Origin of the sequence: Streptomyces hoynatensis (assembly GCF_003626535.1) — a bacterium.
Lineage (GTDB): Bacteria > Actinomycetota > Actinomycetes > Streptomycetales > Streptomycetaceae > Streptomyces > Streptomyces hoynatensis.
Genome location: NZ_RBAL01000025.1, coordinates 21,335 through 45,754 on the forward strand (window position 1 = coordinate 21,335; position 24,420 = coordinate 45,754).

A 24,420-nucleotide genomic window follows, 5' to 3' on the forward strand; every position below is an offset into this window, starting at 1 on the left:
GTGGGCCCCAGGGCCGCCGCGGCGACCGCCTCGGCACCGCCGGCGGCGGGCGGCCGGGCCTCAGCCCGTGGGGGTGCGGGTCTCCTCGGGGACCTGGCGCCGGCGGCGCGGCTTCAGCCTGGCCCAGGGGGCGCGGCGCCCGGGGCCCGTGGCCGCCGTCACCTCCGTGCCGCCCTCGGCCGCCGCGCGGGCCGCGGCGTGCTCCACGGGCAGCAGGGCCTCGCGCGGCGGCACCTGGGGCCTTTCCTCCTGCGGCCACACGTCCACCGAGTCGCACAGCGTCGGCAGGATCGCCATCGCGGCCGTGGCATAGCCCTCGGCGGAGGGGTGGTACCGGTCGGGGCCGAACAGCTCGCGCGGGCGGGCGGCGAACTCGGGACCGAGCAGCGCGCCGAGCGACACGGTGCGCCCGCCCAGCTCGACCACGGCGATGGTCTGCGCGGCGGCGAGCTGGCGGCACAGCCGCCTGGCGATCCACCGCAGCGGCGGCGCCACCGGCTCGACCGAGCCCAGATCGGGGCAGGTGCCGACGATCACCTGGCAGCCGGCGGTGCGCAGCCGCGCCACCGCCTCCGAGAGGTACTTCACCGAACGCGCCGGGGACATCCGGCCGGTGATGTCGTTGGCGCCGATCATGATCACGCACACGTCGGGGACCGGCGCCCGGCCCGGCTCGGTCAGCAGCAGCGACACCTGCCGCTCCAGGTCGGACGACCTCGCGCCGCTGAGGGCGACGTTGTGCAGCTCGACGGGGCGCTCGGAGACGGCGGCCAGCCCCGAGGCGAGCAGCGCGCCCGGGGTCTGCCCGGCGCGGTGCACGCCCTGGCCCACCGCCGTGGAGTCGCCGAGGAGCGCGAGCCGCCACGGCGGGCCCTGGGTGGCGGCGAAGGCCGTGCCGTACAGGCCGTCGGCCACGGGCGGCTCGTCGTAGCCGCCGCCGCTCAGCCGCCGCCTGGCATATTGCACCTCGGTGAGGAGCAGCCCGGCCGCCGCGCCCCCCAGCACGCTGATCCCGCCTCCGCCGTAGGCGGCGGCCGTCGCGATCCGCCGTGCCACCCTCGCACTCGACATGGTCCGCGTCCCGCCTCCCGTCAGTCCCATCCGTGTCTTCACCTGTGTGGTGCCCAGCGCGGCCTGCCGCGCAACGCAATAGGGTGCTGTCCGGCGGCGGAGGAACCCGCCCCGACATGCCCAGGACATGCGGAGACCCAGGTGCAGTATCACGAGTCGATGATCGACCTTGTCGGCAACACCCCGCTGCTCAAGCTCGGCCGAGTGACGGCCGGAATCTCGGCCACCGTGCTGGCCAAGGTCGAGTACTTCAACCCAGGCGGCTCCGTGAAGGACCGCATCGCCCTGCGGATGATCGAGGCCGCCGAGGATTCGGGACAACTGCGTCCCGGCGGGGTCATCGTCGAGCCTACCTCGGGCAATACCGGAATCGGGCTGGCCATCGTCGCGCAGCAGAAGGGGTACCGCTGCATCTTCGTCTGCCCGGACAAGGTCTCGACCGACAAGATCAACGTGCTGCGGGCCTACGGGGCGGAGGTCGTCGTCTGCCCCACCGCCGTTGACCCCGAGCACCCCGACTCGTACTACAACGTCTCCGACCGCCTGGTCAGGGAGACCCCGGGGGCCTGGAAGCCGGACCAGTACAGCAACCCGCACAACCCGCTCTCGCACTACGAGACCACCGGGCCCGAGCTGTGGAAGCAGACCGAGGGCAGGATCACGCACTTCGTGGCGGGGGTCGGCACGGGCGGCACCATCAGCGGCACCGGCCGTTACCTGAAGGAGGTCAGCGGCGGCCGGGTGCGGGTGATCGGCGCCGACCCCGAGGGCTCGGTGTACTCGGGCGGCAGCGGGCGGCCCTACCTGGTGGAGGGCGTCGGGGAGGACTTCTGGCCCACCGCCTACGACGCCCGGGTGCCCGACGAGATCATCGCCGTCTCGGACAAGGACTCCTTCCGGATGACGCGGCGGCTCGCCCGCGAGGAGGGGCTGCTGGTGGGCGGCTCCTGCGGAATGGCCGTGGTGGCGGCGCTGCAGGCGGCGCGGGGCCTGGGCCCCGAGGACGTCGTGGTGGTGCTGCTGCCCGACGGGGGCCGCGGCTACCTCAGCAAGATCTTCAACGACGAGTGGATGGCCGACTACGGCTTCCTGGAGGGCGACGGGCCGCAGACCCGGGTCGGGGACGTGCTGCGCGCCAAGGAGGGGGGCCTGCCCTCGCTGGTGCACATGCATCCGGAGGAGACCGTCGGCGAGGCGATCGAGGTGCTGCGCGAGTACGGCGTCTCGCAGATGCCCGTCGTCAAGCCGGGCGCGGGCCACCCGGACGTGATGGCCGCCGAGATCGTCGGCTCGGTGGTGGAGCGGGAACTGCTGGACGCGCTGTTCGCCAAGCGGGCCGCCCTCGACGACCCGCTGGAGAAGCACATGAGCGCGCCGCTGCCGCAGGTCGGCTCGGGGGAGCCGGTCGGCGACCTGATGTCCGTGCTGCAGGCCGCGGACGCGGCCGTCGTGCTGGTCGAGGGCAAGCCGACGGGCGTCGTCAGCCGCCAGGACCTGCTCGCGTATCTCGCCACGGAACGCTGAGCCGGACGCCGGGCCGGGCGGGGGCGGGGCCGAGCGGGGCAGGGGGCGGCCGGGGCCGGGCCGGGCGCCCGGCTGCCCCCGGCGGCCCCCGGGGGGCGGGCCGAACAGGGGGACGAAAAAATGGCGCGGGGGAGACGTAAGTCACCGGTGAGTGGGTAAGTAATCCCGAAGTGTCACGGCCGGGCAACGCGCAATTAACACCGGCACGGCAGAGTACTTCCTGTCGGCACCAAGGACCTCCGGAGCGGCTCCCGGACCTCCCTGGTCGCCCGGACGCGAGGCCCCGACCCGGCCCGCGTCCCCGCGGGGACCGCCGTCGTCCCGCCCCTGGTCAGCGACCGGGGTGCGGCGGTCCCCGCCATTTCTCCCGCGGTTCCCGCGCTTCCTCCGGCCCTTGAGGGCGTGGCGGGGGCCTACTCTCCCCGGCCGTGGGTGCGGATCAGGGCGTAGCAGGCGTTGACCCCCACGATGCCGCCCCAGCAGACCAGCAGCCCGGCGAGGCCGACCTGCACGGCGGCTATGGCCGAGAGCGGGATCGCCAGCACCAGCGAGAGCGCGGCAAGTCCGAAGGCGGCGCCCGGGCCCTGCGGCTCCCCGCTCGCCGACCTGCCGCCGCGGGCTATCACCATCTGCTGCTCCGCGAGCTGCCGGCGCACCCGCTTGTCCACCGTGCCGTCGATGCGCTGCTCCACCTTCTCCAGGAACGACTCGACGAGCTCCGACTCGTAGGCCGGGCCGAGCTCCTTGCGCGTCTCCACGGCGGCATCGAGATCGCCCCTGAGGTCGGTGTCATGGTTGAGTTCGGGGTCACGCGGACTCGTCATGCCACACACCGTAAGGCCACGGGGAAAGGCGGCCCATAGGGCTAACCCCCCTATCGCTCCTCCCGTATGCCGCAGCGCACCCTCCGGCCGGCCGCAGGGCCCACCGGCCCCGGGCCGGGGGCCGGCCGCAGTCCCGGCCCCGCCGCGCGGGGCGGCCGCATAGAATCTGCCCGATGAACGAGGCGAGCGGGGCGAGCGCGCGGCTCACCCGGCTGTTCGAGGGGCATCGGCTGACCCCGACCCAGCGGCGCATCGCGCACTGCCTGGTGCGTCGCGCGGACGAGGCGGCCTTCCTCTCCAGCGTGGAACTCGCCGAGCTGGCCGGCGTCAGCCAGCCCTCGGTCACCAGGTTCGCGGTCGCCCTCGGCTTCGACGGCTACCCGGGCCTGCGGCGCTGGCTGCGCGAGGGCCTGCGCGCCGCCCCCGGGCCGGGCCAGGCGGCCGGGGCGGGCCGGCACCCCTACCAGCGGGCCGTGCTCGCCGAGATCGAGCACCTGCGGCAGCTCGCGGCGGCGCTCGCCGAGCCGGCCGGGACCGCGGGGATCGAGGAGGCGGGCCGGCTGCTGGCCGCCACCCGGCCGCTGCCGGTCCTCGGGCTGCGCGCCGCGGCGGCCGAGGCCAGGGGGTTCGCCTACTTCGCGGCCAAGGTCCACCCCGACGTGCGGCTGCTCGACGAGGGCGGCTCGGCGCTCGCCGACCGGATCGACGCGGCGGCCGAGGCCGGGGCGGGCGCCCTGCTGTGCTTCTCGCTGCCGCGGCACCCGCGGGAGACGGCCGAGGCCCTCGACGTGGCGCGGCGGGCCGGGCTGCGGGTGGTCGTCGTGGCCGACAGCGCCTGGACGCCGGTGGCCAGGCCGGGCGACCTGCTGCTCACCGCGCCGGTGGGCACCGCCCTCTCCTTCGACACGGCCTGCGCGCCGATGCTGCTGGGGCGGGTCCTGCTCGAGGCGATGTGCGACGCGGTGCCCGGGGCGCAGGGGCGGCTGGAACGGTTCGACGTGCGGGCCGCCGAGCGGGGAATCTTCCTCGACTGAGCCCGGGAACACGCCCGTTGGGCCCGGGAACGGGCCCGCGCGGCGCCGGGGAAGGCGCCCGCGCGGTGCCGGGGCGGGTGGGCGCGCGCCGGGGCGCGCGCCCGGGCCGGGCGCGGGGCGCGTGTCCTACCTGTCCCCGCCGTGTTCCGCGAGGAGTTCCTCCGGCGTCTGCGGGCGGCGCAGGGTGGTGAACGCCGGGCCGGCCTCCTGCGGGGTGAAGCCGTAGACGCCGGGGCGGGCGAGGGCGTTGTAGGCGAAGTGGTTCGTGGCGTAGTACGCGCCGGTGTCCAGCAGGGCCACCAGGTCGCCCGGGGCCAGGCGGGGCAGTGGCCGGTCGACGGCCACCAGGTCCCCGGCGAAGCAGCAGGGGCCCGCCACGTCCTGGCCGATCAGCGGCCCGCCCTTCGGCAGCCCCGCGGCGTCGTAGGCGGCCACCCGCAGCGGCCAGGCGTCTGGGCTGAACACCGTCCGCGTGGCGACCTGCGCGCCCGCGTGCGTCACGGCGATCGGCCGGCCGCCCGCCGACTTGGTGTACTCGACCCGGGCCAGAAGGAAGCCGGCCTTCGCGAGCAACGCCCGGCCGAACTCGGTGACCAGGGCGTAGCGCCCGTCGAACAGGCCGGGCACCCGGTCGCGCAGCAGCGCGGCGTAGGCGCGGAAGGACGGGACCAGCTCCTCCGAGGCGAAGTTGACCGGCAGGCCACCGCCTATGTCGAGCGTCCGCACCTGCCGGCGCCCGGCGGCCCGGTTGATCTCCTCGGCCAGCTCCCAGGTGGTCGCGACGCCCGCCGCCATCGCCTCCAGGGTCATGCCCTGGGAGCCGACGTGGCAGTGCAGGCCGGTCAGCCAGGGCCGTTCCCGGAAGGCGCGCACCACCCAGTCACGCGCCCCCTCGTCGCGCAGGGCGACCCCGAACTTCGAGGTGGCCGTCGCGGTGCTCATCGCGTCGATGGCACCGCCGCCGAGCTGCGGGTTGACGCGCAGGCCCAGCGGCCCGTGGCCGGGGTGCGCGGGGACCAGGGCGTCGAGCCTGGCCAGTTCCTGCGGGTTGTCGGCGTTCAGCGCGATGCCGAGGGAGAGCGCCTCCCGCAGCTCGGCGGGGGTCTTGGCGGGCGAGTCGAGCACCACGCGCCCGGGCGCCAGGCCCGCCGCCCTGGCCAGGGCGAGTTCGCCGGGACTTGCGACCTCGCAGCCGATGCCGAAGCCGTCGAGCAGCCGCAGCAGGGGAACGAGGGAGGCGGCCTTCACCGCGAAGGTGTGCAGGATGCGCTGCCCCGGCGCGGCCACCGCCTCGAAGGCGGCGTGGAGGGAGAGCGCCGCCTCCTGGACGGTGCGCAGGTCGAGCAGCGCGGCGAGCGGATGGTCCTCGGTGAGCAGGGAACGGGTGACGGCGGCCCGCACGGCCTGATCGCGGCGGGCGGCCCGGACGGAGTCGGCCATGCCGGCCAGCCAAGCACGGCGGCGGCGCGAGCGGCAGAAGGACGGTTGACTGAAAGTATTCAGCACGTACAGTCGTTGAATATCGCGCATGGGCAGCCGGGTTCGGGGAACTCCGGCTCACTCCCGGGGAGGCACGCATGGCAGGACCCCGACCCGTCCGCGCACCACGCGGCGGCACGCCGACCGCCCGCGGCTGGCCGCAGGAGGCGGCGCTGCGGATGTTGCAGAACAACCTCGACCCCGAGGTGGCCGAGCACCCCGACGAGCTGGTCGTCTACGGCGGCAGCGGGAAGGCCGCCCGCGACTGGGACTCCTTCGACGCGATGGCCCGCACCCTGACCACGCTGGGCCCCGACGAGACGATGCTCGTGCAGTCGGGGCGGCCGGTGGGCGTGATGACCACCCACGAGTGGGCGCCCCGGGTGCTGATCGCGAACGCCAACCTGGTCGGGGACTGGGCCACCTGGGAGGAGTTCCGGCGCCTGGAACGGCTCGGCCTGACGATGTACGGGCAGATGACCGCGGGCTCCTGGATCTACATCGGCACCCAGGGCATCCTCCAGGGCACCTACGAGACCTTCGCCGCGGTCGCCGCCAAGCGGTTCGGCGGCACGCTCGCCGGAACGATCACGCTGACCGCCGGGCTCGGCGGCATGGGCGGCGCCCAGCCCCTGGCCGTGACGATGAACGGCGGCGTGGCGATCTGCGTCGACTGCGACCCGCGGGCCATCGAGCGCAGGATCGGGCACGGCTTCCTCGACACGCGGGCGGACTCCCTCGACGAGGCGCTGCGGCTGGCCACCGAGGCCGCCGGGGCGCGGCGGCCCCTGTCCGTGGGGGTGCTCGGCAACGCGGCCGAGGCCGTGCCGGAACTGCTGGCCAGGGGCGCGCCGATCGACGTGGTCACCGACCAGACCAGCGCCCACGACCCGCTCGCCTACCTGCCGATCGGCGTGGACTTCCCCGAGATGGCGGCGTACGCGGCCGAGCGGCCCGAGGAGTTCACGGCGCGGGCGCGGGAGTCGATGGCCCGGCACGTCGAGGCCATGGTGGGCTTCCTCGACGCGGGTGCCGAGGTCTTCGACTACGGCAACTCGCTCCGCGGCGAGGCCGCGCTCGCCGGCTACGCGCGGGCCTTCGACTACCCGGGATTCGTGCCCGCCTACATCAGGCCGCTGTTCTGCGCCGGGCGCGGGCCCTTCCGCTGGGTGGCGCTGAGCGGCGACCCGCGGGACATCGCGGCCACCGACCGGGCCGTCCTCGACCTCTTCCCCGAGCACGAGTCCGCCGAGAACGAGTCGCTGGCGCGCTGGATCAGGCTGGCCGGGGAGCGGGTGCGCTTCCAGGGGCTGCCGGCCCGGATCTGCTGGCTCGGCTACGGGCAGCGCGACCTGGCGGGGGAGCGGTTCAACGAGATGGTGGCCTCGGGGGAACTCGCCGCGCCCATCGTGATCGGCCGCGACCACCTGGACTGCGGCTCGGTGGCCTCCCCCTACCGGGAGACCGAGGGGATGCGGGACGGCTCGGACGCCATCGCGGACTGGCCGCTGCTGAACGCCATGGTGAACGTCGCCTCCGGCGCCTCCTGGGTGTCCATCCACCACGGCGGGGGCGTCGGCATCGGCCGCTCCCTGCACGCCGGGCAGGTGACGGTGGCCGACGGCAGCGCGCTGGCCGGGGAGAAGATCAGGCGGGTCCTCACCAACGACCCGGGGATGGGGATCGTCAGGCACGTGGACGCCGGATATCCGGAGGCCGAGGCGGTCGCCGCCGCACGCGGGGTGCGGCTGCCGCTCCGGGAGGGCCGGTGAGCCGGGCCCGGGAGGCGGCGGGCGAGGGACCCGGGCCCGGCCCCGGCGGTCCGCGCGGGCCGCGGGAAGAGCGGAGGCCCCGAGAGGAAGGGAGGCCGCGGGAGGCGGGGCGGCCGGCGTGGGGTGGCCTCGCGCCGGGGACCGCGGAGGGATTCCGCCGGATGTGGCGGGAGCTGGCCGGGGTGGGCCGTGCGGCCTCGGGCGGATACCGGCGCTTCGCCTGGACCGAGGCGGACGGGGAACTCGGGCGGTGGTTCCTGGCGGAGGCCGAGGCGCGGGGGCTGCGGCACGAGCGGGACCGGAACGGCAACCAGTGGGCCTGGCTCGGCGACCCCGCCCAGGGGGGCGCCGTGGCCACCGGCTCCCACCTGGACTCCGTCCCCGACGGCGGGGCCTTCGACGGCCCGCTCGGGGTCGTGTCCGCCTTCGCCGCCCTCGACGAGCTGCGCGCCAGGGGCGTGACCCGGCGGCGGCCCCTCACCGTGGTCAGGTTCGCCGACGAGGAGGGCGCCCGCTTCGGCGTGGCCTGCGTCGGCTCCCGGCTGGCCTGCGGGCTGCTCGACCCAAAGGCGGCCAGGGCGCTGCGCGACGCGGAAGGAGTGACCCTGGCCGAGGCCATGGCGCGGGCCGGGCACGACCCGGCGCGGCTCGGCGCCGACCCGGAACGGCTCGCCGGGCTGGCCGCGTTCCTCGAACTGCACATCGAGCAGGGCAGGGCGCTGGCCGGGCTGGGCCAGCCGGTGGCCCTGGGCTCGTCGATCCGGCCGCACGGCCGCTGGCGCTTCGACTTCCGCGGGGCCGCCGACCACGCGGGCACCACCAGGATCGAGGACCGCAGGGACCCGATGCTCACGTACGCGCACACCGTGCTCAGCGCCCGCAAACGGGCCAGGCTCGCCGGCGCGCTGGCCACCTTCGGGCGGGTCGCCGCCGAGCCGGGCGCGGTCAACGCGGTGCCCGCCCTGGTCCGCGGCTGGCTCGACGCCCGCGCGGACGGCGAGGAGGCACTGCGCGAACTGGTCGCCGGCATCGAGCGGGCGGCCCGGGAACGCGGGGAGCGGGACGGCGTCGAGGTCGCCGTGACCCGCGAGTCCCACACCGCGGGGGTCGCCTTTCCGGCCGCGCTGCGCGAGACCCTCGCCGGCCTGCTCGGCGACGTCCCCCACCTGCCGACCGGGGCGGGACACGACGCCGGGGTCCTGGCCGGCGCCGTGCCCACGGCCATGCTGTACGTACGCAACCCCACCGGCGTCTCGCACGCCCCGGCCGAGCACGCGGAGATCGAGGACTGCCTGGCCGGGGTCGCCGCGCTCGCCACGGCACTGGAGGGTCTGGTGTGTCGCTGACCTCGCAGACGTACTGGGCGGAACACGCCTGGCTCAACGGGACCGTGGAGCCAGGGGTGGTGCTCGCCACCAGCCCCGAGGGGCGGATCACCACCGTCCACCCCGGGGTGCCGGGGCCGCCGGTCGGCGCCGTCTCGCTGCGCGGGCTGACCGTGCCCGGACTCGCCAACGCCCACAGCCACGCCTTCCACCGCGCGCTGCGCGGCACCACCCAGGTCGGCAGCGGCACCTTCTGGACCTGGCGCAGCGGCATGTACGACATCGCCGCCCGCCTCACCCCCGACACCGCCTTCGCGCTGGCCCGCGCCGTCTACGCGGAGATGGCGCTGGCCGGCGTGACGGCCGTCGGGGAGTTTCACTATGTGCACCACCAGCCGGGCGGCACGCCGTACGAGAGCCCCCGGGCCATGGCGGAGGCGCTGATCGCCGCGGCCGCACAGGCCGGCATCCGGATCACGCTGCTCGACACCTGCTACCTCGCCGCGGGCTTCGGCCGGGAACCCGAGCCGCTCCAGCGGCGCTTCAGCGACGGCACGGCCGCCCGCTGGGCGGAACGCGCCGCCGCGCTGCACGCCGCCCACGACGGCCGCGCCGGGCCCGCGGGCGAGGAGGCGGCCGTCCGTGTCGGGGCGGCGATCCACTCGGTGCGGGCGGTGCCCGCGCCCGCCCTGGCCGAGGTGGCCGAGTGGGCCGCGGCACGCGAGGCCCCGCTGCACGTCCACCTGTCGGAGCAGCCGGCGGAGAACGAGGACTGCCTGCGGGCCCACGGCCGCACCCCGGCCGCCCTGCTCGCCGAGCACGGCGTGCTCGGCCCGCGCACCACCGCCGTGCACGCCACCCACCTCACCCCCGAGGACACCGCGCTGCTCGGCCGCACCGGCACCCGCGCCTGCCTGTGCCCCACCACGGAACGCGACCTCGCCGACGGCATCGGCCCGGCCGGCGAATTGCGGCGCGCCGGCAGCCCGCTGTGCCTGGGCAGCGACAGCCACGCGGTGATCGATCTGTTCGAGGAGGCGCGGGCCCTGGAGCTGAACGAGCGGCTGCGCACCCTGACCCGCGGCCACTTCACCGCGGCCCAACTGCTGCGCGCCGCGGGCGAGGAGGGCCACGCGGCCCTCGGCCGCCCCGACTGCGGCCGCCTGGAGGTGGGCTGCCTCGCCGACTTCGCCACGGTGGCCCTCGACACGGTGCGCACCGCGGGCACGGCGCCGCGGCTGGCGACCGAGGCCGTGGTCTTCGCCGCCACCGGGGCGGACGTCAGGCACACGGTGGTCGGCGGGCGGCACATCGTGCGCGAGGGCGCCCACCAGCTGGTCCCCGACGTGCCGGGCGCGCTGCGCCGCGCGATCGAGGCCGTCCGCACCAGCCGCTGACCGCCGCCGCCGCGCCCGGGGCGGCGGACCGCCCCCGCCCGGGGCCCGCGGCGGACCGCACCCGCCCGGGGCCGGGGGCCCCGCCGCGCGCCGGGCCCCCGCTCGCGCCCCACGGCCCCGCCCCCCACCCGCACCGATCCGCCAGGCCAGGAGGCGACCGCCGATGCCAAGCACCGCGCTCACCCACATCAGCACCCTCGTCACCAACGATCCCTCCCTCGGCCCCGGCCCACTCGGCCCGATCCAGGACGCCGCGGTCGTCCTGGAGGACGGACACATCGCCTGGGTCGGTACCACCAGGAGAACACCCGCCACTGACAGTCACTACGACGCGGCGGGCAGGGCCGTGATCCCGGGCTTCGTCGACTCCCACTCCCACCTGGTCTTCGCGGGCGACCGCGCCGAGGAGTTCACCGCCAGGATGAGCGGCCGGCCCTACACGGCGGGCGGCATCCGCACCACGGTCGCCGCCACCCGCCGCGCCGGCGAGGAGGAGCTGGCGGGCCGCCTCGCCGCCCACGTCGCGGAGATGCTGCGCCAGGGCACCACCACCGTGGAGACGAAGTCCGGCTACGGGCTGACCGTCGAGGACGAGGCCCGGGCCGTGCGCCTGGCCGCGGCCGTCACCGAGGAGGTGACCTACCTCGGCGCCCACGTCGTCCCCGAGGAGTACCGGGACGACCCAGGCGGCTACGTGGACCTGGTCACCGGGCCGATGCTGGCGGCCTGCGCCCCCCACGCCCGCTGGATCGACGTCTTCTGCGAACGCGGGGCCTTCGACGCCGACCAGGCGCGCGCGGTCCTGACCGCCGGACTCGACCGGGGCCTGGGCGCCCGGGTCCACGCGGGGCAGCTGTCCGCGGGGCCGGGCGTGCGCCTGGCGGTGGAGCTCGGCGCCCGCTCGGCCGACCACTGCACCCACCTCACGGACGCGGACGTCGAGGCGCTCGCGGACAGCGGGGGGCGCACGGTCGCCACCCTGCTCCCCGGCTGCGAGTTCGCCACCCGCTCGCCCTACCCCGACGCCAGGCGCCTGCTCGCGGCCGGGGTCGTCGTCGCCCTGGCCACCGACTGCAACCCCGGCTCCTCCTACACGAGTTCGCTGCCGTTTTGCATCGCGCTCGCCGTGCGGGAGATGGGCATGACCCCGGACGAGGCGCTGTGGGCGGCGACGGCCGGGGGCGCGGCGGCGCTCGGCCGCCGGGACATCGGCCGGATCGCCCCCGGCGCCCGCGCCGACCTCGCGGTCCTCGACGCGCCCTCCCCGGCACACCTCGCCTACCGGCCGGGCGTGCCCCTGGTCGCAGCGGTGTGGCACCGGGGCAGGCGCGCGGTCTAGGGTCGGCCCTCGGCGGGGAAACGGGGGCGTGCGGCGGGGCGCGCGGCGCGGAAAGAGCGAGGAACGGGGTGGCCTGATGGCCGAGCACAGCGAGAAACGCGCCGGCGCCGGGACCGGCGCGGAGACCGGCGCGGGCGCCGGGGAGCCGGCGGCGAAGGCCGGAACGGGCCTCGGGGACGCCGCCCCCGGGAAATCCACCCCCCTGCGGGCCCCACTCCCGCCCGCCGCCCCCGCGAACGCCGCCCCCGCGAACGCCGGGCCAGGCGACGGCGGGGCGGGGGACGCCGGCCTTCCGGGACCCGGCCTGCCCGCGTCCGGCCTTGCGGAGCCCGGCCCGGAGGAGGCCGCGCCGCGCGGCCTCGGGAGCCGTTTCCACAAGCTGTGGACGGCCAGCACCGTCTCCAACCTCGGGCAGGGCGCCTCCGCCATCGCCTTCCCCTGGCTGGCCACCACCCTGACCCAGAACCCGGTGCTCATCGCGCTCAACGGCGTGGCGGTGCGGCTGCCCTGGCTGCTGTTCAGCCTGCCCGCCGGGGCGCTCGCCGACCGCCTCGACCGCCGCCGGGTGCTGCTCGCGATGAGCGCCGCCCGGGCCGTGATCGTGGGCGTGGTCGCCCTCCTGGTGGCCTGGGACGCCATGAGCCTGCCGCTGCTGTACTGCTGTGCCCTGGTCCTCGGCTTCGCGGAGGTGATGTTCGACAACACCTCGCAGGTGCTGCTGCCCTCCGTCGTGGACCGGCGGCGGCTGGCCGCCGCCAACGGCCGCCTGATGTCGGCCCAGATCGTCGCGGACAGCTTCCTGGCCCGCCCGCTGGGCGGGGCGCTGATCGCCCTGGCGGTGGCCGCGCCCTTCGCCTTCGACGCCTCGGCGGCCGCGGTCTCCCTCGTGCTGCTGCTGACCCTGCGCGGCAGCTTCCGCGCCCGCCCCGACGCCCCCACGCAGCCCGCTCCCCCGGCCGCGACGGACGAGCCGGGTGCCAAGGACGAGCCGCGTACGGCGGACGAGCCGGGCGCGGCGGCGGGGAGCGTTCCCGCGGCGGGGGCGGCGCGTTCGATGCGGGCCGAGATCCGCGAGGGGGTGCGCTGGCTGTGGCGGCACCCGCTGGTGCGCCCGCTGGCCGTCTCGCTCGCCGTGATGAACCTGGTCGGCGCCGCGACCGAGTCGATCTACGTCCTCTACGCCCAGGAGGTGCTGGGGCTCGGCCCGGTCGGCTTCGCGGTGCTCACCTCGGTGACCGGCATCGGCGGGCTGCTCGGCGGGCTGCTCGCGGCCAGGATCGGCACCTCGCGCTCGCTGTTCCTGCTGCTGGCGCTGGAGGTGGCCGCCAACGCCACGACCGCGCTCGCCTCGAACGCCTTCGTGATCGGCCTCGGCAGCGTGGCGATGGGCTTCGGCATCGTCGTGTGGAACGTGACCACGGTCTCGCTGCGGCAGTCCCTCGTGCCCGACCGGCTGCTGGGCCGGGTGAACAGCGTCTACCGGCTGCTCGGCTGGGGATCGATGCCGCTGGGCATGGCGGCAGGCGGCGCGCTGGTGAGCGCCGTCGAGGCGCTGTGGGGGCGTGAGGCGGGGCTGCGGGCGCCGTTCGTCCTCGCGGTGGTCCTGGTGCTGGGGCTGGCCCGCTACATGCGCCGCCACCTCGGCGAACGCGCCATCAAGGCGGCCCTCTCGGCGAGTTGAGCACCATCCGCGAGTTGAGCACCGTCCGCGGGTCGAGCGCTTCGCGCGCGCGATGGGGGGCGGCGCCGGACCCGGGGGTCCGGCGCCCGCTCGCCCGTGCGGGGCGCCTCGGCGCGCCCCTGCAAGACCGCGGTCGGCCCGGGCAGGTCAGTCCTCGGCCAGCAGGCCGCGCCGCAGTCTGCCGAGTGTGCGCGCGAGCAGCCGGGAGACGTGCATCTGCGAGATGCCCAGCTCCTCGCCGATCTCCGACTGGGTCATGTTGCCCACGAAACGCAGCGAGAGGATCTGGCGGTCGCGCGGCGAGAGGTCCGCGATGAGCGGCTTGAGCGACTCGATGTACTCGATGCCCTCCAGGCCGTGGTCCTCGTAGCCGATGCGGTCCGCGAGGGCGCCCTCCCCCTCGTCCTCCTCGGGCTGCGCGTCGAGGGAGCTGGCGGTGTACGCGTTCGAGGCCGTCATGCCCTCGATGACCTCTTCCTGGCTGATCCTGAGCCGCTCGGCCAGCTCCGCGACGGTCGGCGCGCGGTCCAGCTGCTGCGCCAGCTCGTCGCCCGCCTTGGCCAGGTCGAGCCGCAGCTCCTGAAGCCGCCGCGGCACGCGCACCGACCAGGAGGTGTCCCGGAAGAAGCGCTTGATCTCGCCGATGATCGTCGGCATGGCGAAGGTGGGGAACTCCACGCCCCGCTCGGCGTCGAACCGGTCGATCGCCTTGATCAGGCCGATGGTGCCGACCTGGACGATGTCCTCCATCGGCTCGCTGCGCGACCTGAAGCGGGAGGCGGCGAATTTGACCAGGGCGAGGTTCAGCTCGACCAGGGTGTTGCGTACGTACGCGTACTCGTGGGTGCCCTCCTCCAGAACCCGCAGCCGGGCGAAGAGGCTCTTGGACAGGGCGCGAGCGTCCAGCGGCGCCACCTCGTCGAAGGGCGGGATCTCGGGGAGCGCGGCCAGGGGGTCCCCGGCCGGCTCGGCCCAGGGGGCGGGGGCCTGCGGGGCGTTCGGTGCGTCGCCGCTGCCGTGGGCGACCCGGTGGCCCTCCACGGGCGGGGAGGTCTCTCCACTGTCGCCCGTTCCGACGGCACCGTCGAAAATGCCGTTTTCGCGAAGATTTCCGATGGATTCGCCGATTTCGTCGGCATCGTCGAGTCTGTGCGGAAAATCAATATCGCGCGTATGTGTGCTGTATGCCTGGAAATTTCCAGGTGCGGGTGACATATGTGTCCTCCGAAGTCTCTCGGCGTATGGCTGCCGAAGCCATGGCGTGCGTTGGGTGCGGGCGCCTCCCTTCCGGCATGAGTGGTTTCCGGTCTCCTCTACGCCTACCTGCCCACGGACGCGAAAGGCAAGTCTGCTCCGCCCGAAAGGTCCGTTATGTCCGAACAGTGCGGCTGTTGGGCAGGCCCGGCACGGGCTAAGGTTTCGAACCTAGCCAGACCTTGCCGGAATGGCGCTCCGAACAGAAGGGGGCTGCATGGGCCGCGGGATGCCGGATGGTTCCGACCGGCGCCAGTTGACGGTCGACGTGCGGCGTGTGGGCTCCAGCGCGGTGGTCGCGCCGGGCGGCGAACTCGATCACCACTCCGCCGAAAAACTCCGCGAATCGCTCGACGCCTGCATCGCGGAAGGCTGTAACCGGATCGTTGTCGACTGTTCCGCGCTCGAGTTCTGCGACTCGACCGGTCTCAACGTGCTTCTCACCACGCGCCTCGAGCTGGAGGCCGCCGGGGGCGAGATGCATTTGGCCGACATGCTGCCCAACGTCGCCCGGGTCCTGGAGATCACCGGTGCGGCCGCCGTCTTCGTGCTGCACGACCGCGTCGAGGACGCCCTCGCCGCGCTGCCGACGGACTGAGAGCGCGCACCGGAGGGGCGAACCGGCGGCGGCCTCGCGGACCGTAAGCCGCCACCGGCCTCGCGGATCGAACACGCGAAGGTACCTGCTGGCGGCGGCGGGTCGCGCGAGTCACACTATTGCTCGGCAAGGCGCCGGTGTGGCCTGTGCCCCACGGGGCAGGAGACCACCCACTCCGGAAGGCGTCCGAGATTGAGCAGCCGTTTCTGCGGCGCGGTTGATGCGGTGAGGGGAGGCGTGCGCATGGCCACGACGCGTTCGTTCCCGGCGAGCGGTGACTTCGACCCCGAGCCGAGCCCGGCCGACCCCGTGCGTCAGGTCCGCAGGCTCCGGCTGGCGGGCGCGGCGGGCGTGGTCGTCAAGGCACGTGAGTTCACCCGCGTCGCCCTCCACGACTGGGGCTGGCTCCCCGCGGCCACCGAGGAACAGCGCGCCACCGCGGAGGACGCCCTGCTCGTCGTCTCGGAACTGGTCACCAACGCCTGCCTGCACGCGGGCGGCCCGGAGGAACTGCGCATCGGCTGCGGCCCCAAGCTCCTGCGCGTGGAGGTGGTGGACCGCGGCCCCGGCGACCCGGCCCTGCGCACCACCCGCCGCGCCGGCCGCCCCGGCGGCCACGGCATGTACATCGTCCAGCGCCTGTGCCTGGACTGGGGCGTGGTGCACGAGAGCCCCGCGCCGGGCGCGCCGCCCGCCTCCGGGGCCAAGGTCGTGTGGGCCGAGGTGGCCGCACCACCCGCCTGGGGAGATGGCGTTCTGTAGCCGGAAGTGAACGGTCGGCTCCCTGGCGGGTCCCGGCGGCCCACCCCCGTGCGTCTACCATCGGGCCATGACCCGAGTACTGCTCGCAGAGGACGATGCCTCCATCTCGGAGCCGCTGGCGCGAGCCCTGCGCCGCGAGGGATACGAGGTGGAGGTGCGCGAGGACGGGCCCGGAGCGCTGCGCACCGGTCTGCGCGGGGACATCGACCTGGTGGTGCTCGATCTGGGGCTGCCCGGGATGGACGGCCTCGAGGTCTGCCGCAGGCTGCGGACCGAGGGGCTGAGCCTGCCGGTGCTCGTGCTGACCGCCAGGGCCGACGAGGTGGACACCGTCGTCGGCCTGGACGCCGGCGCCGACGACTACGTGACCAAGCCCTTCCGGCTGGCGGAGCTGCTCGCCAGGGTGCGCGCCCTGCTGCGCCGGGGCAGCGCGGAGACGGCGCCCGCGCCCGCGGTGCACGGGATCAGGATCGACGTGGAGTCCCACCGCGCCTGGATGGGCGACGAGGAACTGCACCTGACGGCAAAGGAGTTCGACCTGCTGCGCGTGCTGGTGCGCGACGCGGGCCGGGTCGTCACCCGCGAGCAGCTGATGCGGGAGGTGTGGGACACCACCTGGTGGTCCTCCACCAAGACGCTGGACATGCACATCTCCTGGCTGCGGAAGAAGCTCGGCGACGACGCCGCCAACCCCCGCTACATCGCCACGGTCCGGGGAGTGGGATTCCGCTTCGAGAAGAGCTGACGGGCCCCCGCCGTGCGCCGCCGCCTGATCAACTCCACGCTCGCCGTCGTCCTCGTCGTCATCGCGGTCTTCGGCGTCTCCCTCTTCGTCGTCGAGGCGCGCTCCATCGAGTCGACCGCCCGCGACCAGCTGCAGTCGGAGGCGGCGCGGCTGCTGAGCGACGTGGAGAGCCGGATGGCGAACGGCGAGCCGGTCACCGAGGAGTCCCTGCACGCCTCGGCCCCCTCGGACCGCTTCGTGGAGATCAGGCTGCCCGGCGAGCGGCCGGTGCTGCTCGGGGACCGGCCCTCGGGCGGGGTGATCTCCTCCCGGCAGCGGGGGGTGCACGGCGAGACGGTCCGCGTCTCCCAGTCCGACAGCATCGTCAACGACGAGATCGGCCGCATGATCAGCATCATCCTGCTGGTCTCCCTGCTGGCCGTGGCCGCCGCCCTGCTGCTCGCCGTCCGGCAGGCGCGGCGGGTGGCCGCGCCGCTGACCGACCTGGCCGAGACCGCGGAACGCCTGGGCTCGGGCGACACCCGCCCGCGCCACCGCCGCTACGGGGTGCCCGAGCTGGACCGGGTGGCGGACGTGCTGGACGCGAGCGCCGAGCGGATCGGCCGGATGCTCACCGCCGAGCGGCGGCTGGCCGCGGACGCCTCGCACCAGCTGCGCACCCCGCTGACCGCGCTCTCGATGCGCCTTGAGGAGATCATCGCCACCGAGGACCGGGACACCGTCCAGGAGGAGGCGACGATCGCCCTGGCCCAGGTGGAGCGGCTCACCGACGTCGTGCAGCGGCTGCTGACCAACTCCCGGGACCCGCGCCTCGGCTCCGCGGTCAGCTTCGACCTCGACGAGATCGTCGTCCAGCAGGTGGAGGAGTGGCGCCCGGCCTACCGCAGCGCCGGACGCGCGGTCGTGCACTCGGGCAAGGCGGGGCTGCGGGCGGTCGGCACCCCGGGCGCCGTCTCCCAGGTGCTCGCCTGCCTGGTCGAGAACTCCCTCATGCACGGCGCGGGCACGGTCGCGCTGCGCACCAGGGTCGCGGGCAACCAGGTCGTCGTCGAGGTGACGGACAACGGCCCTGGGGTGCCGTCCGAACTCGGCTCGCGGGTCTTCGAGCGCACCGTGAGCGGCCGCAACTCCACGGGGCTCGGCCTCGCGGTGGCCCGGGACCTCGCCGAGGCCGACGGCGGGCGGCTGGAACTGCTCCAGCAGCGGCCGCCCGTCTTCGCGCTCTTCCTCACCCGCGAGCGGGAGGAGAGCTGCGAGGACGCCCAGGCACACGCCGGAACGGAGCCGGCCGGCCGGGAGCCGGACGGCCGGGAGCGCGGCCGGGAGGGGAACGGCCCGGGGGACCGGAAGGGGAAGGCACGGGACGGCGACCGGGTCGATCGGGCCGACGGGGCCGGGGACGGCGGGGCGGGCGGGGGCGGGCCCCGGGCGGGCGGCGGGCAGGAGGGCGGCGCGGCCACGGGCCGGGGCCGGGACCGCGGTCACTGAACGGCCGGGCGGCCCGGCCCGGGGGCGGCGCGGGGCCAGGCGCGGGAGGCGATCAGCGCAGGGAGGCGGCGCGGGCCTCGGCCGGCTCCCCGGCCGGGGGCGCGGGCGGGGCGCTCCTGAAGACCCAGGTGCGGTAGGACCAGAAGCGGAAGAGGGAGCCGAGGCCGAGGCCCACCACGTTCTTCGCCAGGTTGTCCGCGAGCGGGGAGGTGAAGCCGAGGCCGTAGTGGGACAGCGCGAGCAGCCCGTTCTCGATCACCATGCCCACGCCGGAGAACAGCAGGAACAGGCTCGCCTCGCGCCGCCTGCCGGTCTTGTCCCGGTGCCGGTAGGTCCAGTACCGGTTGCCCAGGTAGTTCGCGCAGATCGCGGCCGAGGTGGCGAGCACGCCGGAGCGCACCGGCGCCAGACCCGCGGACTGCCGGCACAGGTTGAACACGGCGACGTTGACCAGGAACCCGAGCGCGCCCACGGTGCCGAACTTCGCGGCCTCCCGGGCGATCCCGCGCAGGCGGTCGCGGAGCGTGAGCCCTTCGCTCATCCCGCCATCGTAGCCACCGCACCCGGAGCGGGCTCCCGGGCCCCGGCGGATACGCTGGGTGTGTGACATTTCCGGTGGTCGGCATGGTAGGCGGCGGGCAGCTGGCCCGCATGACGCACGAGGCGGGCATTCCCCTCGGCATCGGGTTCAGGCTGCTCAGCGACACCCCGCAGGACTCCGCGGCCAAGGTCGTGAACGAGGTCGTGGTGGGCGACTACCGCGATCTGGACACGCTGCGTGCGTTCGCCCGTGGCTGCGATGTGATCACCTTCGATCACGAGCATGTGCCGACCGGACACCTGCTGACGCTCCAGGAGGAGGGCCTCACCGTGCGGCCGGGCCCGCACGCCCTGGTGTACGCCCAGGACAAGGGCCGCATGCGGGCCAGGCTGACCGAGCTCGGCGTGCCCTGCCCGCGGCACCGCCTGGTCGCCGACCCGGCCGACGTGGAGCGCTTCGCCACCCGGGAGGCCGGCGGCTTTCCCGTCGTGCTGAAGACGGTGCGCGGCGGCTACGACGGCAAGGGCGTGTGGGTGGTGGGCTCGGCCGCCGAGGCCGCGGAGCCCTTCAAGGCCGGGGTGCCGGTGCTGGCCGAGGAGAAGGTCGACTTCGCGCGGGAGCTGGCGGCCAACGTGGTGCGCTCCCCGCACGGGCAGGCCGTCGCCTACCCGGTGGTGGAGTCCGTGCAGGTCGCGGGCGTCTGCGACACCGTGATCGCGCCCGCCCCCGGACTCGCGCCCGAACTCGCGCTCGCCGCCCAGGAGCTGGCCCTGCGCGTCGCCAAGGAGCTGGACGTCGTCGGGCACCTCGCGGTGGAGCTCTTCGAGACCAGGGACGGCCGGGTGCTGGTCAACGAGCTGGCCATGCGCCCGCACAACTCGGGCCACTGGACGCAGGACGGGGCGGTCACCTCCCAGTTCGCCAACCACCTCAGGGCCGTGCTCGACCTGCCGCTCGGCGACCCGCGGCCGCGCGCCCCGTGGACCGTGATGGCCAACGTCCTCGGCGGCGACTTCCCCGACATGTACCCGGCGTACCTGCACTGCATGGCCAGGGACCCGCAGCTCAAGATCCACATGTATGCGAAGGACGTGAAGCCGGGGCGCAAGGTCGGCCACGTCACGACCTATGGCGAGGACCTGGCGGAGGTGCGGGAACGCGCCAGGCACGCGGCCGACTACCTGCGCGGCGTCATCGACGAGTGACCGCCGCGGCGCCGCCCCCGCGGCGGCGGCACGACGGACGACGAACGAGGGATGGGCGAGGCATGACCGACACGCAGGAGACGCCCGGGGGCCGGGCCCAGGACGCGCCGCCGCCGGCCGCGCCACGGGTCGGCGTCGTGATGGGCTCCGACTCCGACTGGCCCGTGCTGAAGGGGGCCGCCGAGGCGCTGGGGGAGTTCGGCGTGCCCTACGAGGCCGACGTGGTCTCGGCGCACCGGATGCCGCAGGAGATGATCGCCTACGGCGAGCGGGCCGCGGACCGCGGACTGAAGGTGATCATCGCGGGCGCCGGGGGCGCCGCGCACCTGCCGGGGATGCTCGCCGCGGTCACCCCGCTGCCGGTGATCGGCGTGCCGGTGCCGCTGAGGCACCTGGACGGGCTGGACTCCCTGCTCTCCATCGTGCAGATGCCCGCCGGCGTCCCCGTCGCCACCGTCTCCGTCGGCGGCGCCCGCAACGCCGGGCTGCTCGCCGTGCGCATCCTCGCCGCCCACGACCCCGAACTGCTCGCCGCCATGCGGGACTTCCAGGGCAGGCTGCGGGACCAGGCCGCCGAGAAGGGGCGGCGCCTGCGGGCCGGCCTGGAAGGGGGTGCCGCATGAGCGGCGCGCCGCTGCCGGGTCCGCACGCCGGGCACGACCCGGCCACCCTCGCCGAGGCCAACCAGCTCCTGACCCGCTACCCCGTGGCCGACGGGCACAACGACCTGCCCTGGGCGCTGCGCAAGCAGGTCGGCTACGACCTCGACCGGTGCGACATCGCCCTCGACCAGAGCGACCGCCTGCACACGGACCTGCCCCGGCTGCGGGCCGGGGGCGTCGGCGCGCAGTTCTGGTCCGTGTACGTCAGCACCGCGCACACCGGCGAGGACGCCGTCAGCGCCTGCCTGGAGCAGATCGACGCGGTCGCCGCGCTCCTCGCCCGCTACCCGCGCGACCTGCGGCGCGCGCTGACCGCCGACGACATGGAGGCGGCCAGGGCGGAGGGCCGGATCGCCTCCCTGATGGGCGCCGAGGGCGGCCACTCCATCAACAACTCCCTGGGCACCCTGCGGTCCTTCCACCGGCTCGGCGTCCGGTACCTGACGCTCACCCACAACGACACCATCGACTGGGCCGACTCGGCGACCGGCGAGCCGCGGCACGACGGGCTGACCGCGTTCGGCGAGGAGGTGGTCAGGGAGATGAACCGGATCGGGATGCTCGTCGACCTCTCGCACGTCGCGCCCGCGACCATGCGGGACGCGCTGCGGGTGACCGAGGCGCCGGTGCTGTTCTCGCACTCCTCGGCGCGCGCGGTGAACGACCACCCGCGCAACATCCCGGACGACGTGCTCGCCGCCCTCCCGGCCAACGGCGGGGTGGCGATGGTCACCTTCGTCCCGCAGTTCGTCCTGGCCGCCGCGGGCGAGTGGTTCCAGCGGGCCGCGGCCGAGCTGCGGGCGCACGGCTTCGCCCCGCTCGACCACACCGAGCCCGCGATGCGCGTGCTGCGGGCGTTCGAGGCCGAGCACCCGCGGCCGCGCGCCACGGTGGCCACCGTCGCCGACCACCTCGACCACATGCGCGAGGTGGCGGGCGTGGACCACCTGGGGATCGGCGGGGACTTCGACGGCACCGCCTACCTGCCGGACGGCCTGGAGAGCGTCGCCGGCTACCCGAACCTGATCGCCGAACTCCTCGACCGCGGCTGGTCGAAGGCGGACCTGGCGAAGCTGACCTGGCAGAACGCGGTGCGCGTGCTGCGGGACGCCGAGGCGGTCGCCCGCGACCTCTCCGCCCGCCGCGGGCCCTCCCTGGCCACCATCGGGCAACTCGACGGCTGAGCGGCCGCAGCTCCCGGTCCGCGTCCGCGGCGAGCCGCGGGGCAGGCCGTGGGCTGCGGCCCCGGGGCCATCGGCTCCGCTCCGGGTGCCGCGGCCCGTGCCCCGGCCCCGCCCTCGACCCTCGACACGGCGGGCGAATTCGGGCGATTCGCCGGGGATGGGCGTTGTGGCGCGGGCGGTCGTGACGGACCTCACGCGGCCTTGCAGCCGGTGACCGCGGCGGATTCCCGGCGTTTTTCCGGCCCCTCTCAAGTGCGCGCCCATTCAAGGGCGTTGCGGCGCCGGGTGGGAATTCTCACATTGCCGAAAGCGCGCCGGGGAAAACGCTCGGTGACGAAAAGCGCCGCGCGTTGCCGCTGATCACGGGGGTGGCAGCCGCCCGTGCGGGGCCGGTGTTTGTCTCCCGCGAATTCCCCGGTTTACGGTGCTGCGCGCGCCGCATTCCGCGGTCGCCCGCCTCCGGACGCCGAATCCTGTCACCGGTCGCGGAAAAGCCGCCTTACCGCGTGACAGGAGCGGGGGACCCACCTTTCCGCCGGACCGAAGCACCCGTTCCGGCTTGGGGTGAAGCCACCGCCGAACCGGGCGCCCGCGCGCCCGGGTTGCGGCGGCGGCCGGGCAACTCCGGCCCGAACCCGACAGCTCACCTCGCAGGCGTCGGAGAGGAGCACCCCTATGTCCGGACGTATGTCCGCACACGGTCGTCACCGCCGGCCGCGCGCCCGGCGCATCTCGCGCATCTCCCTTGCCCTGACCGCCGGCGGCGCCGGCGTGGCCCTGCCGCTCGTCGCCGCGGGAGCCGCGGACGCGTCCGCCCCCGCGACCTACACCGTGCAGAGCGGCGACAGCCTCTACCGGATAGCCGCCGAGCAGGACGTGGACGGCGGCTGGCAGGCCCTGTACGCGGCCAACCGCGACACCGTCGGCGCCGACCCGTCCCTCATCCGGCCCGGCCAGGAGCTGGTGCTCGGCGGCGCCCAGGCCGAGGGCGCGGCGGACGCCGCCCCGACCGCCGCCGAGGACGCCGCGTCCACCGCCGCCCAGGGCGCGTTCGTCGCCCCCGTCCAGGCCGGCATCGGCACCGGCTACGGCGTGGCGGGCTCGATGTGGTCCTCCGGCCACCACACCGGCGTCGACTTCGTGGTCGGCACCGGCACCCCGGTCTCGGCCGTCGGCGACGGCGAGGTGGTCAGCGCGGGCACCGTGAACGCCTACGGCAACGAGGTGATCATCAAGCACGCGGACGGCCACTACAGCCAGTACGCCCACCTCTCCTCGATCTCCGTGAGCGCCGGGCAGACCGTCTCGGCGGGCGACCGGATCGGCCTCTCGGGCGCCACCGGCAACGCCACCGGGCCGCACCTGCACTTCGAGATCCGCACCGGCCCCTCCTACGGGTCCGACATCGACCCGATCGCCTACCTGCGGGAGCACGGCGTCTCCCTCTGACGCCCCGCGGAGGGCACAGCCGGGGGTGATCCCCGCCACGCGGCGGGGGTCACCCCCGGTCCTTCCCCCGGCCGGCCCCCCGCCGCCCCTCAGCGGCTCAGCCGCTGGTAGCGGCGGACGGCGAGCGGCGCGCAGAGCGCCGTCAGCGCGACCGGCCAGGCCACGGCCAGCAGCAGCGCGTGGTCCGTGGCCCAGGAGCCGCCGCCCACCCCCGGGTTGCCGAAGAGCTCCCTGATCGCCGCGACCGTCGCCGACAGCGGGTTCCACTCGGCGACGGTGCCCAGCCAGCCCGGCATCACCTCGGGCGAGACGAAGACGTTGGAGACCGCGGTCAGCGGGAAGGCCAGCGGGAAGACGATGGTGCCCACGGTGTCCGGGTTCGGCACGGCCAGGCCCAGGAAGATGCCGATCCAGGTGATCGCCACCCGCAGCGCCAGCACCAGGGCGAGGGCCAGCAGCGCCCGGCCCACCCCGCGGTGCCAGTCCCAGCCCACCAGCAGCCCGCAGACCACCAGCACGGCCAGTTCGAGCAGCCCACGCAGCAGGTCCGCGGCACTGCGGCCGGTCAGCAGCGCGGAACGCGCCACCGGCATGGCCCGGAACCTGTCGACCACGCCGCGCCCGGCGTCCATGGCGATCGCCGTGCCCGTGGCGCCCATGCCGTAGAGCATCGTCATGGCGAAGACGCCCGGCAGCAGGAACTCCCGGTACGCGCCGCCCTCGGGCACGGACATGCCGTTGCCGAAGACGTAGCCGAAGACCAGCACGAACATGATCGGCAGCGAGAAGTAGAGGGCCATCTCCTCCGGCGTGCGCAGGAGATGCGCCATGTTGCGCCGGGTCATCACCCAGCCGTCCGTCAGCGCCCAGCGCCCTCTGCGCACCCTCAGCTCCGCCGCCCCCTGCGCCGCGTCGCTCATCTGCCCCGCCCCTTCCCAGGATCGTGTCGCCTGCGTGGTCCGTCGTCCGGTCTCTGTGATCTGCGTCGCCTGCGTCGCCTGCGTGGCCTGTATGGCCTGCGTGGCCTGAATGGCGTGCGTGTTCTGTGTGTTCTGCGTGGCCTGCGGTGCGCCGCCGGCGGCCGTC

The 24,420-nt window shown here is 75.1% G+C and carries 20 protein-coding genes, 1 pseudogene and 1 riboswitch; of the genes and pseudogenes, 15 read left to right on the forward strand and 6 right to left on the reverse strand.

Annotated features, from left to right (window positions below):
• Nucleotides 1-60 precede the first annotated feature (60 nt).
• Nucleotides 61-1,056, reverse strand: coding sequence for an SGNH/GDSL hydrolase family protein (locus tag D7294_RS27925; RefSeq protein WP_120684582.1), 996 nt, complete (start codon nucleotides 1,054-1,056; stop codon nucleotides 61-63).
• A 156-nt stretch (nucleotides 1,057-1,212) separates the two neighbouring features.
• Here D7294_RS27925 and D7294_RS27930 point away from each other — a divergent pair, with 156 nt between their 5' ends.
• The gene (locus tag D7294_RS27930; RefSeq protein WP_120684583.1) at nucleotides 1,213-2,595 is read left to right on the forward strand and encodes a cystathionine beta-synthase; all 1,383 of its coding nucleotides are present in this window, start codon (nucleotides 1,213-1,215) and stop codon (nucleotides 2,593-2,595) included.
• Nucleotides 2,596-3,008: 413 nt separating this feature from the next.
• Here D7294_RS27930 and D7294_RS27935 read toward each other — a convergent pair whose 3' ends face one another.
• The gene (locus D7294_RS27935; protein ID WP_120684584.1) at nucleotides 3,009-3,419 is read right to left on the reverse strand and encodes a hypothetical protein; all 411 of its coding nucleotides are present in this window, start codon (nucleotides 3,417-3,419) and stop codon (nucleotides 3,009-3,011) included.
• Between the two features lie 173 nt (nucleotides 3,420-3,592).
• On the opposite strand from D7294_RS27935, the gene D7294_RS27940 reads away from it, so the two are divergent.
• Nucleotides 3,593-4,453 carry a MurR/RpiR family transcriptional regulator gene (locus D7294_RS27940; RefSeq protein WP_120684585.1) on the forward strand — a complete coding sequence of 287 codons (861 nt, stop codon included), beginning with the start codon at nucleotides 3,593-3,595 and terminating at the stop codon, nucleotides 4,451-4,453.
• A gap of 126 nt (nucleotides 4,454-4,579) precedes the next feature.
• Here D7294_RS27940 and D7294_RS27945 read toward each other — a convergent pair whose 3' ends face one another.
• Nucleotides 4,580-5,893, reverse strand: a complete 1,314-nt coding sequence (locus tag D7294_RS27945) for a type III PLP-dependent enzyme domain-containing protein (RefSeq protein ID WP_120684586.1) — start codon at nucleotides 5,891-5,893, stop codon at nucleotides 4,580-4,582.
• Between the two features lie 137 nt (nucleotides 5,894-6,030).
• Between D7294_RS27945 and hutU the strand changes: the two genes are divergently transcribed.
• From hutU to D7294_RS27970, 5 genes are all read left to right on the forward strand, one after another.
• Nucleotides 6,031-7,704, forward strand: coding sequence for a urocanate hydratase (gene hutU, locus D7294_RS27950; protein ID WP_120684587.1), 1,674 nt, complete (start codon nucleotides 6,031-6,033; stop codon nucleotides 7,702-7,704).
• Nucleotides 7,705-7,865: 161 nt separating this feature from the next.
• Nucleotides 7,866-9,050 (forward strand): allantoate amidohydrolase, encoded by a 1,185-nt coding sequence (locus D7294_RS27955; RefSeq protein ID WP_120684588.1) that lies wholly within the window; start codon nucleotides 7,866-7,868, stop codon nucleotides 9,048-9,050.
• Nucleotides 9,047-10,426, forward strand: a complete 1,380-nt coding sequence (locus tag D7294_RS27960) for a formimidoylglutamate deiminase (RefSeq protein ID WP_422070753.1) — start codon at nucleotides 9,047-9,049, stop codon at nucleotides 10,424-10,426. Before D7294_RS27955 ends, D7294_RS27960 begins: the two co-directional genes overlap by 4 nt.
• Before the next feature lie 163 nt (nucleotides 10,427-10,589).
• The gene (gene hutI / locus D7294_RS27965) at nucleotides 10,590-11,765 is read left to right on the forward strand and encodes an imidazolonepropionase (RefSeq protein ID WP_120684590.1); all 1,176 of its coding nucleotides are present in this window, start codon (nucleotides 10,590-10,592) and stop codon (nucleotides 11,763-11,765) included.
• Between the two features lie 76 nt (nucleotides 11,766-11,841).
• Nucleotides 11,842-13,446 carry an MFS transporter gene (locus D7294_RS27970; protein ID WP_120684591.1) on the forward strand — a complete coding sequence of 535 codons (1,605 nt, stop codon included), beginning with the start codon at nucleotides 11,842-11,844 and terminating at the stop codon, nucleotides 13,444-13,446.
• Between the two features lie 147 nt (nucleotides 13,447-13,593).
• On the opposite strand, the gene D7294_RS27975 is transcribed toward D7294_RS27970, so the two are convergent.
• The gene (locus D7294_RS27975) at nucleotides 13,594-14,397 is read right to left on the reverse strand and encodes an RNA polymerase sigma factor SigF (protein WP_120684642.1); all 804 of its coding nucleotides are present in this window, start codon (nucleotides 14,395-14,397) and stop codon (nucleotides 13,594-13,596) included.
• 520 nt (nucleotides 14,398-14,917) lie between these two features.
• Here D7294_RS27975 and D7294_RS27980 point away from each other — a divergent pair.
• The 4 genes and pseudogenes from D7294_RS27980 to D7294_RS27995 form a co-directional block, all read left to right on the forward strand.
• Complete coding sequence (locus tag D7294_RS27980) at nucleotides 14,918-15,298, forward strand: STAS domain-containing protein (protein ID WP_120684592.1); 381 nt, start codon at nucleotides 14,918-14,920, stop codon at nucleotides 15,296-15,298.
• 243 nt (nucleotides 15,299-15,541) lie between these two features.
• Nucleotides 15,542-16,060 carry an ATP-binding protein gene (locus D7294_RS27985; RefSeq protein WP_120684593.1) on the forward strand — a complete coding sequence of 173 codons (519 nt, stop codon included), beginning with the start codon at nucleotides 15,542-15,544 and terminating at the stop codon, nucleotides 16,058-16,060.
• A 67-nt stretch (nucleotides 16,061-16,127) separates the two neighbouring features.
• Nucleotides 16,128-16,805, forward strand: a complete 678-nt coding sequence (locus D7294_RS27990) for a response regulator transcription factor (RefSeq protein WP_120684594.1) — start codon at nucleotides 16,128-16,130, stop codon at nucleotides 16,803-16,805.
• Nucleotides 16,806-16,817: 12 nt separating this feature from the next.
• Nucleotides 16,818-18,056: pseudogene (locus tag D7294_RS27995) on the forward strand (ATP-binding protein); the annotation flags it as partial.
• Nucleotides 18,057-18,345: 289 nt separating this feature from the next.
• Here D7294_RS27995 and D7294_RS28000 read toward each other — a convergent pair.
• The gene (locus D7294_RS28000; protein ID WP_120684596.1) at nucleotides 18,346-18,834 is read right to left on the reverse strand and encodes a GtrA family protein; all 489 of its coding nucleotides are present in this window, start codon (nucleotides 18,832-18,834) and stop codon (nucleotides 18,346-18,348) included.
• 62 nt (nucleotides 18,835-18,896) lie between these two features.
• On the opposite strand from D7294_RS28000, the gene D7294_RS28005 reads away from it, so the two are divergent.
• From D7294_RS28005 to D7294_RS28020, 4 genes are all read left to right on the forward strand, one after another.
• On the forward strand, nucleotides 18,897-20,039 hold the full coding sequence (locus D7294_RS28005; RefSeq protein WP_241562678.1) for a 5-(carboxyamino)imidazole ribonucleotide synthase: 1,143 nt from the start codon (nucleotides 18,897-18,899) through the stop codon (nucleotides 20,037-20,039).
• 62 nt (nucleotides 20,040-20,101) lie between these two features.
• Entirely contained in the window at nucleotides 20,102-20,662 is a 561-nt protein-coding gene (gene purE / locus D7294_RS28010) for a 5-(carboxyamino)imidazole ribonucleotide mutase (RefSeq protein WP_120684597.1), read from the forward strand.
• Nucleotides 20,659-21,885 carry a dipeptidase gene (locus D7294_RS28015; RefSeq protein ID WP_120684598.1) on the forward strand — a complete coding sequence of 409 codons (1,227 nt, stop codon included), beginning with the start codon at nucleotides 20,659-20,661 and terminating at the stop codon, nucleotides 21,883-21,885. Before purE ends, D7294_RS28015 begins: the two co-directional genes overlap by 4 nt.
• Nucleotides 21,886-22,370: 485 nt before the next feature.
• A riboswitch (cyclic di-AMP (ydaO/yuaA leader) is annotated at nucleotides 22,371-22,555 on the forward strand.
• A 17-nt stretch (nucleotides 22,556-22,572) separates the two neighbouring features.
• Entirely contained in the window at nucleotides 22,573-23,334 is a 762-nt protein-coding gene (locus D7294_RS28020) for a M23 family metallopeptidase (protein ID WP_120684599.1), read from the forward strand.
• 89 nt (nucleotides 23,335-23,423) lie between these two features.
• Here D7294_RS28020 and D7294_RS28025 read toward each other — a convergent pair whose 3' ends face one another.
• The gene (locus D7294_RS28025; RefSeq protein WP_120684600.1) at nucleotides 23,424-24,254 is read right to left on the reverse strand and encodes an ABC transporter permease; all 831 of its coding nucleotides are present in this window, start codon (nucleotides 24,252-24,254) and stop codon (nucleotides 23,424-23,426) included.
• Nucleotides 24,255-24,420 lie beyond the last annotated feature (166 nt).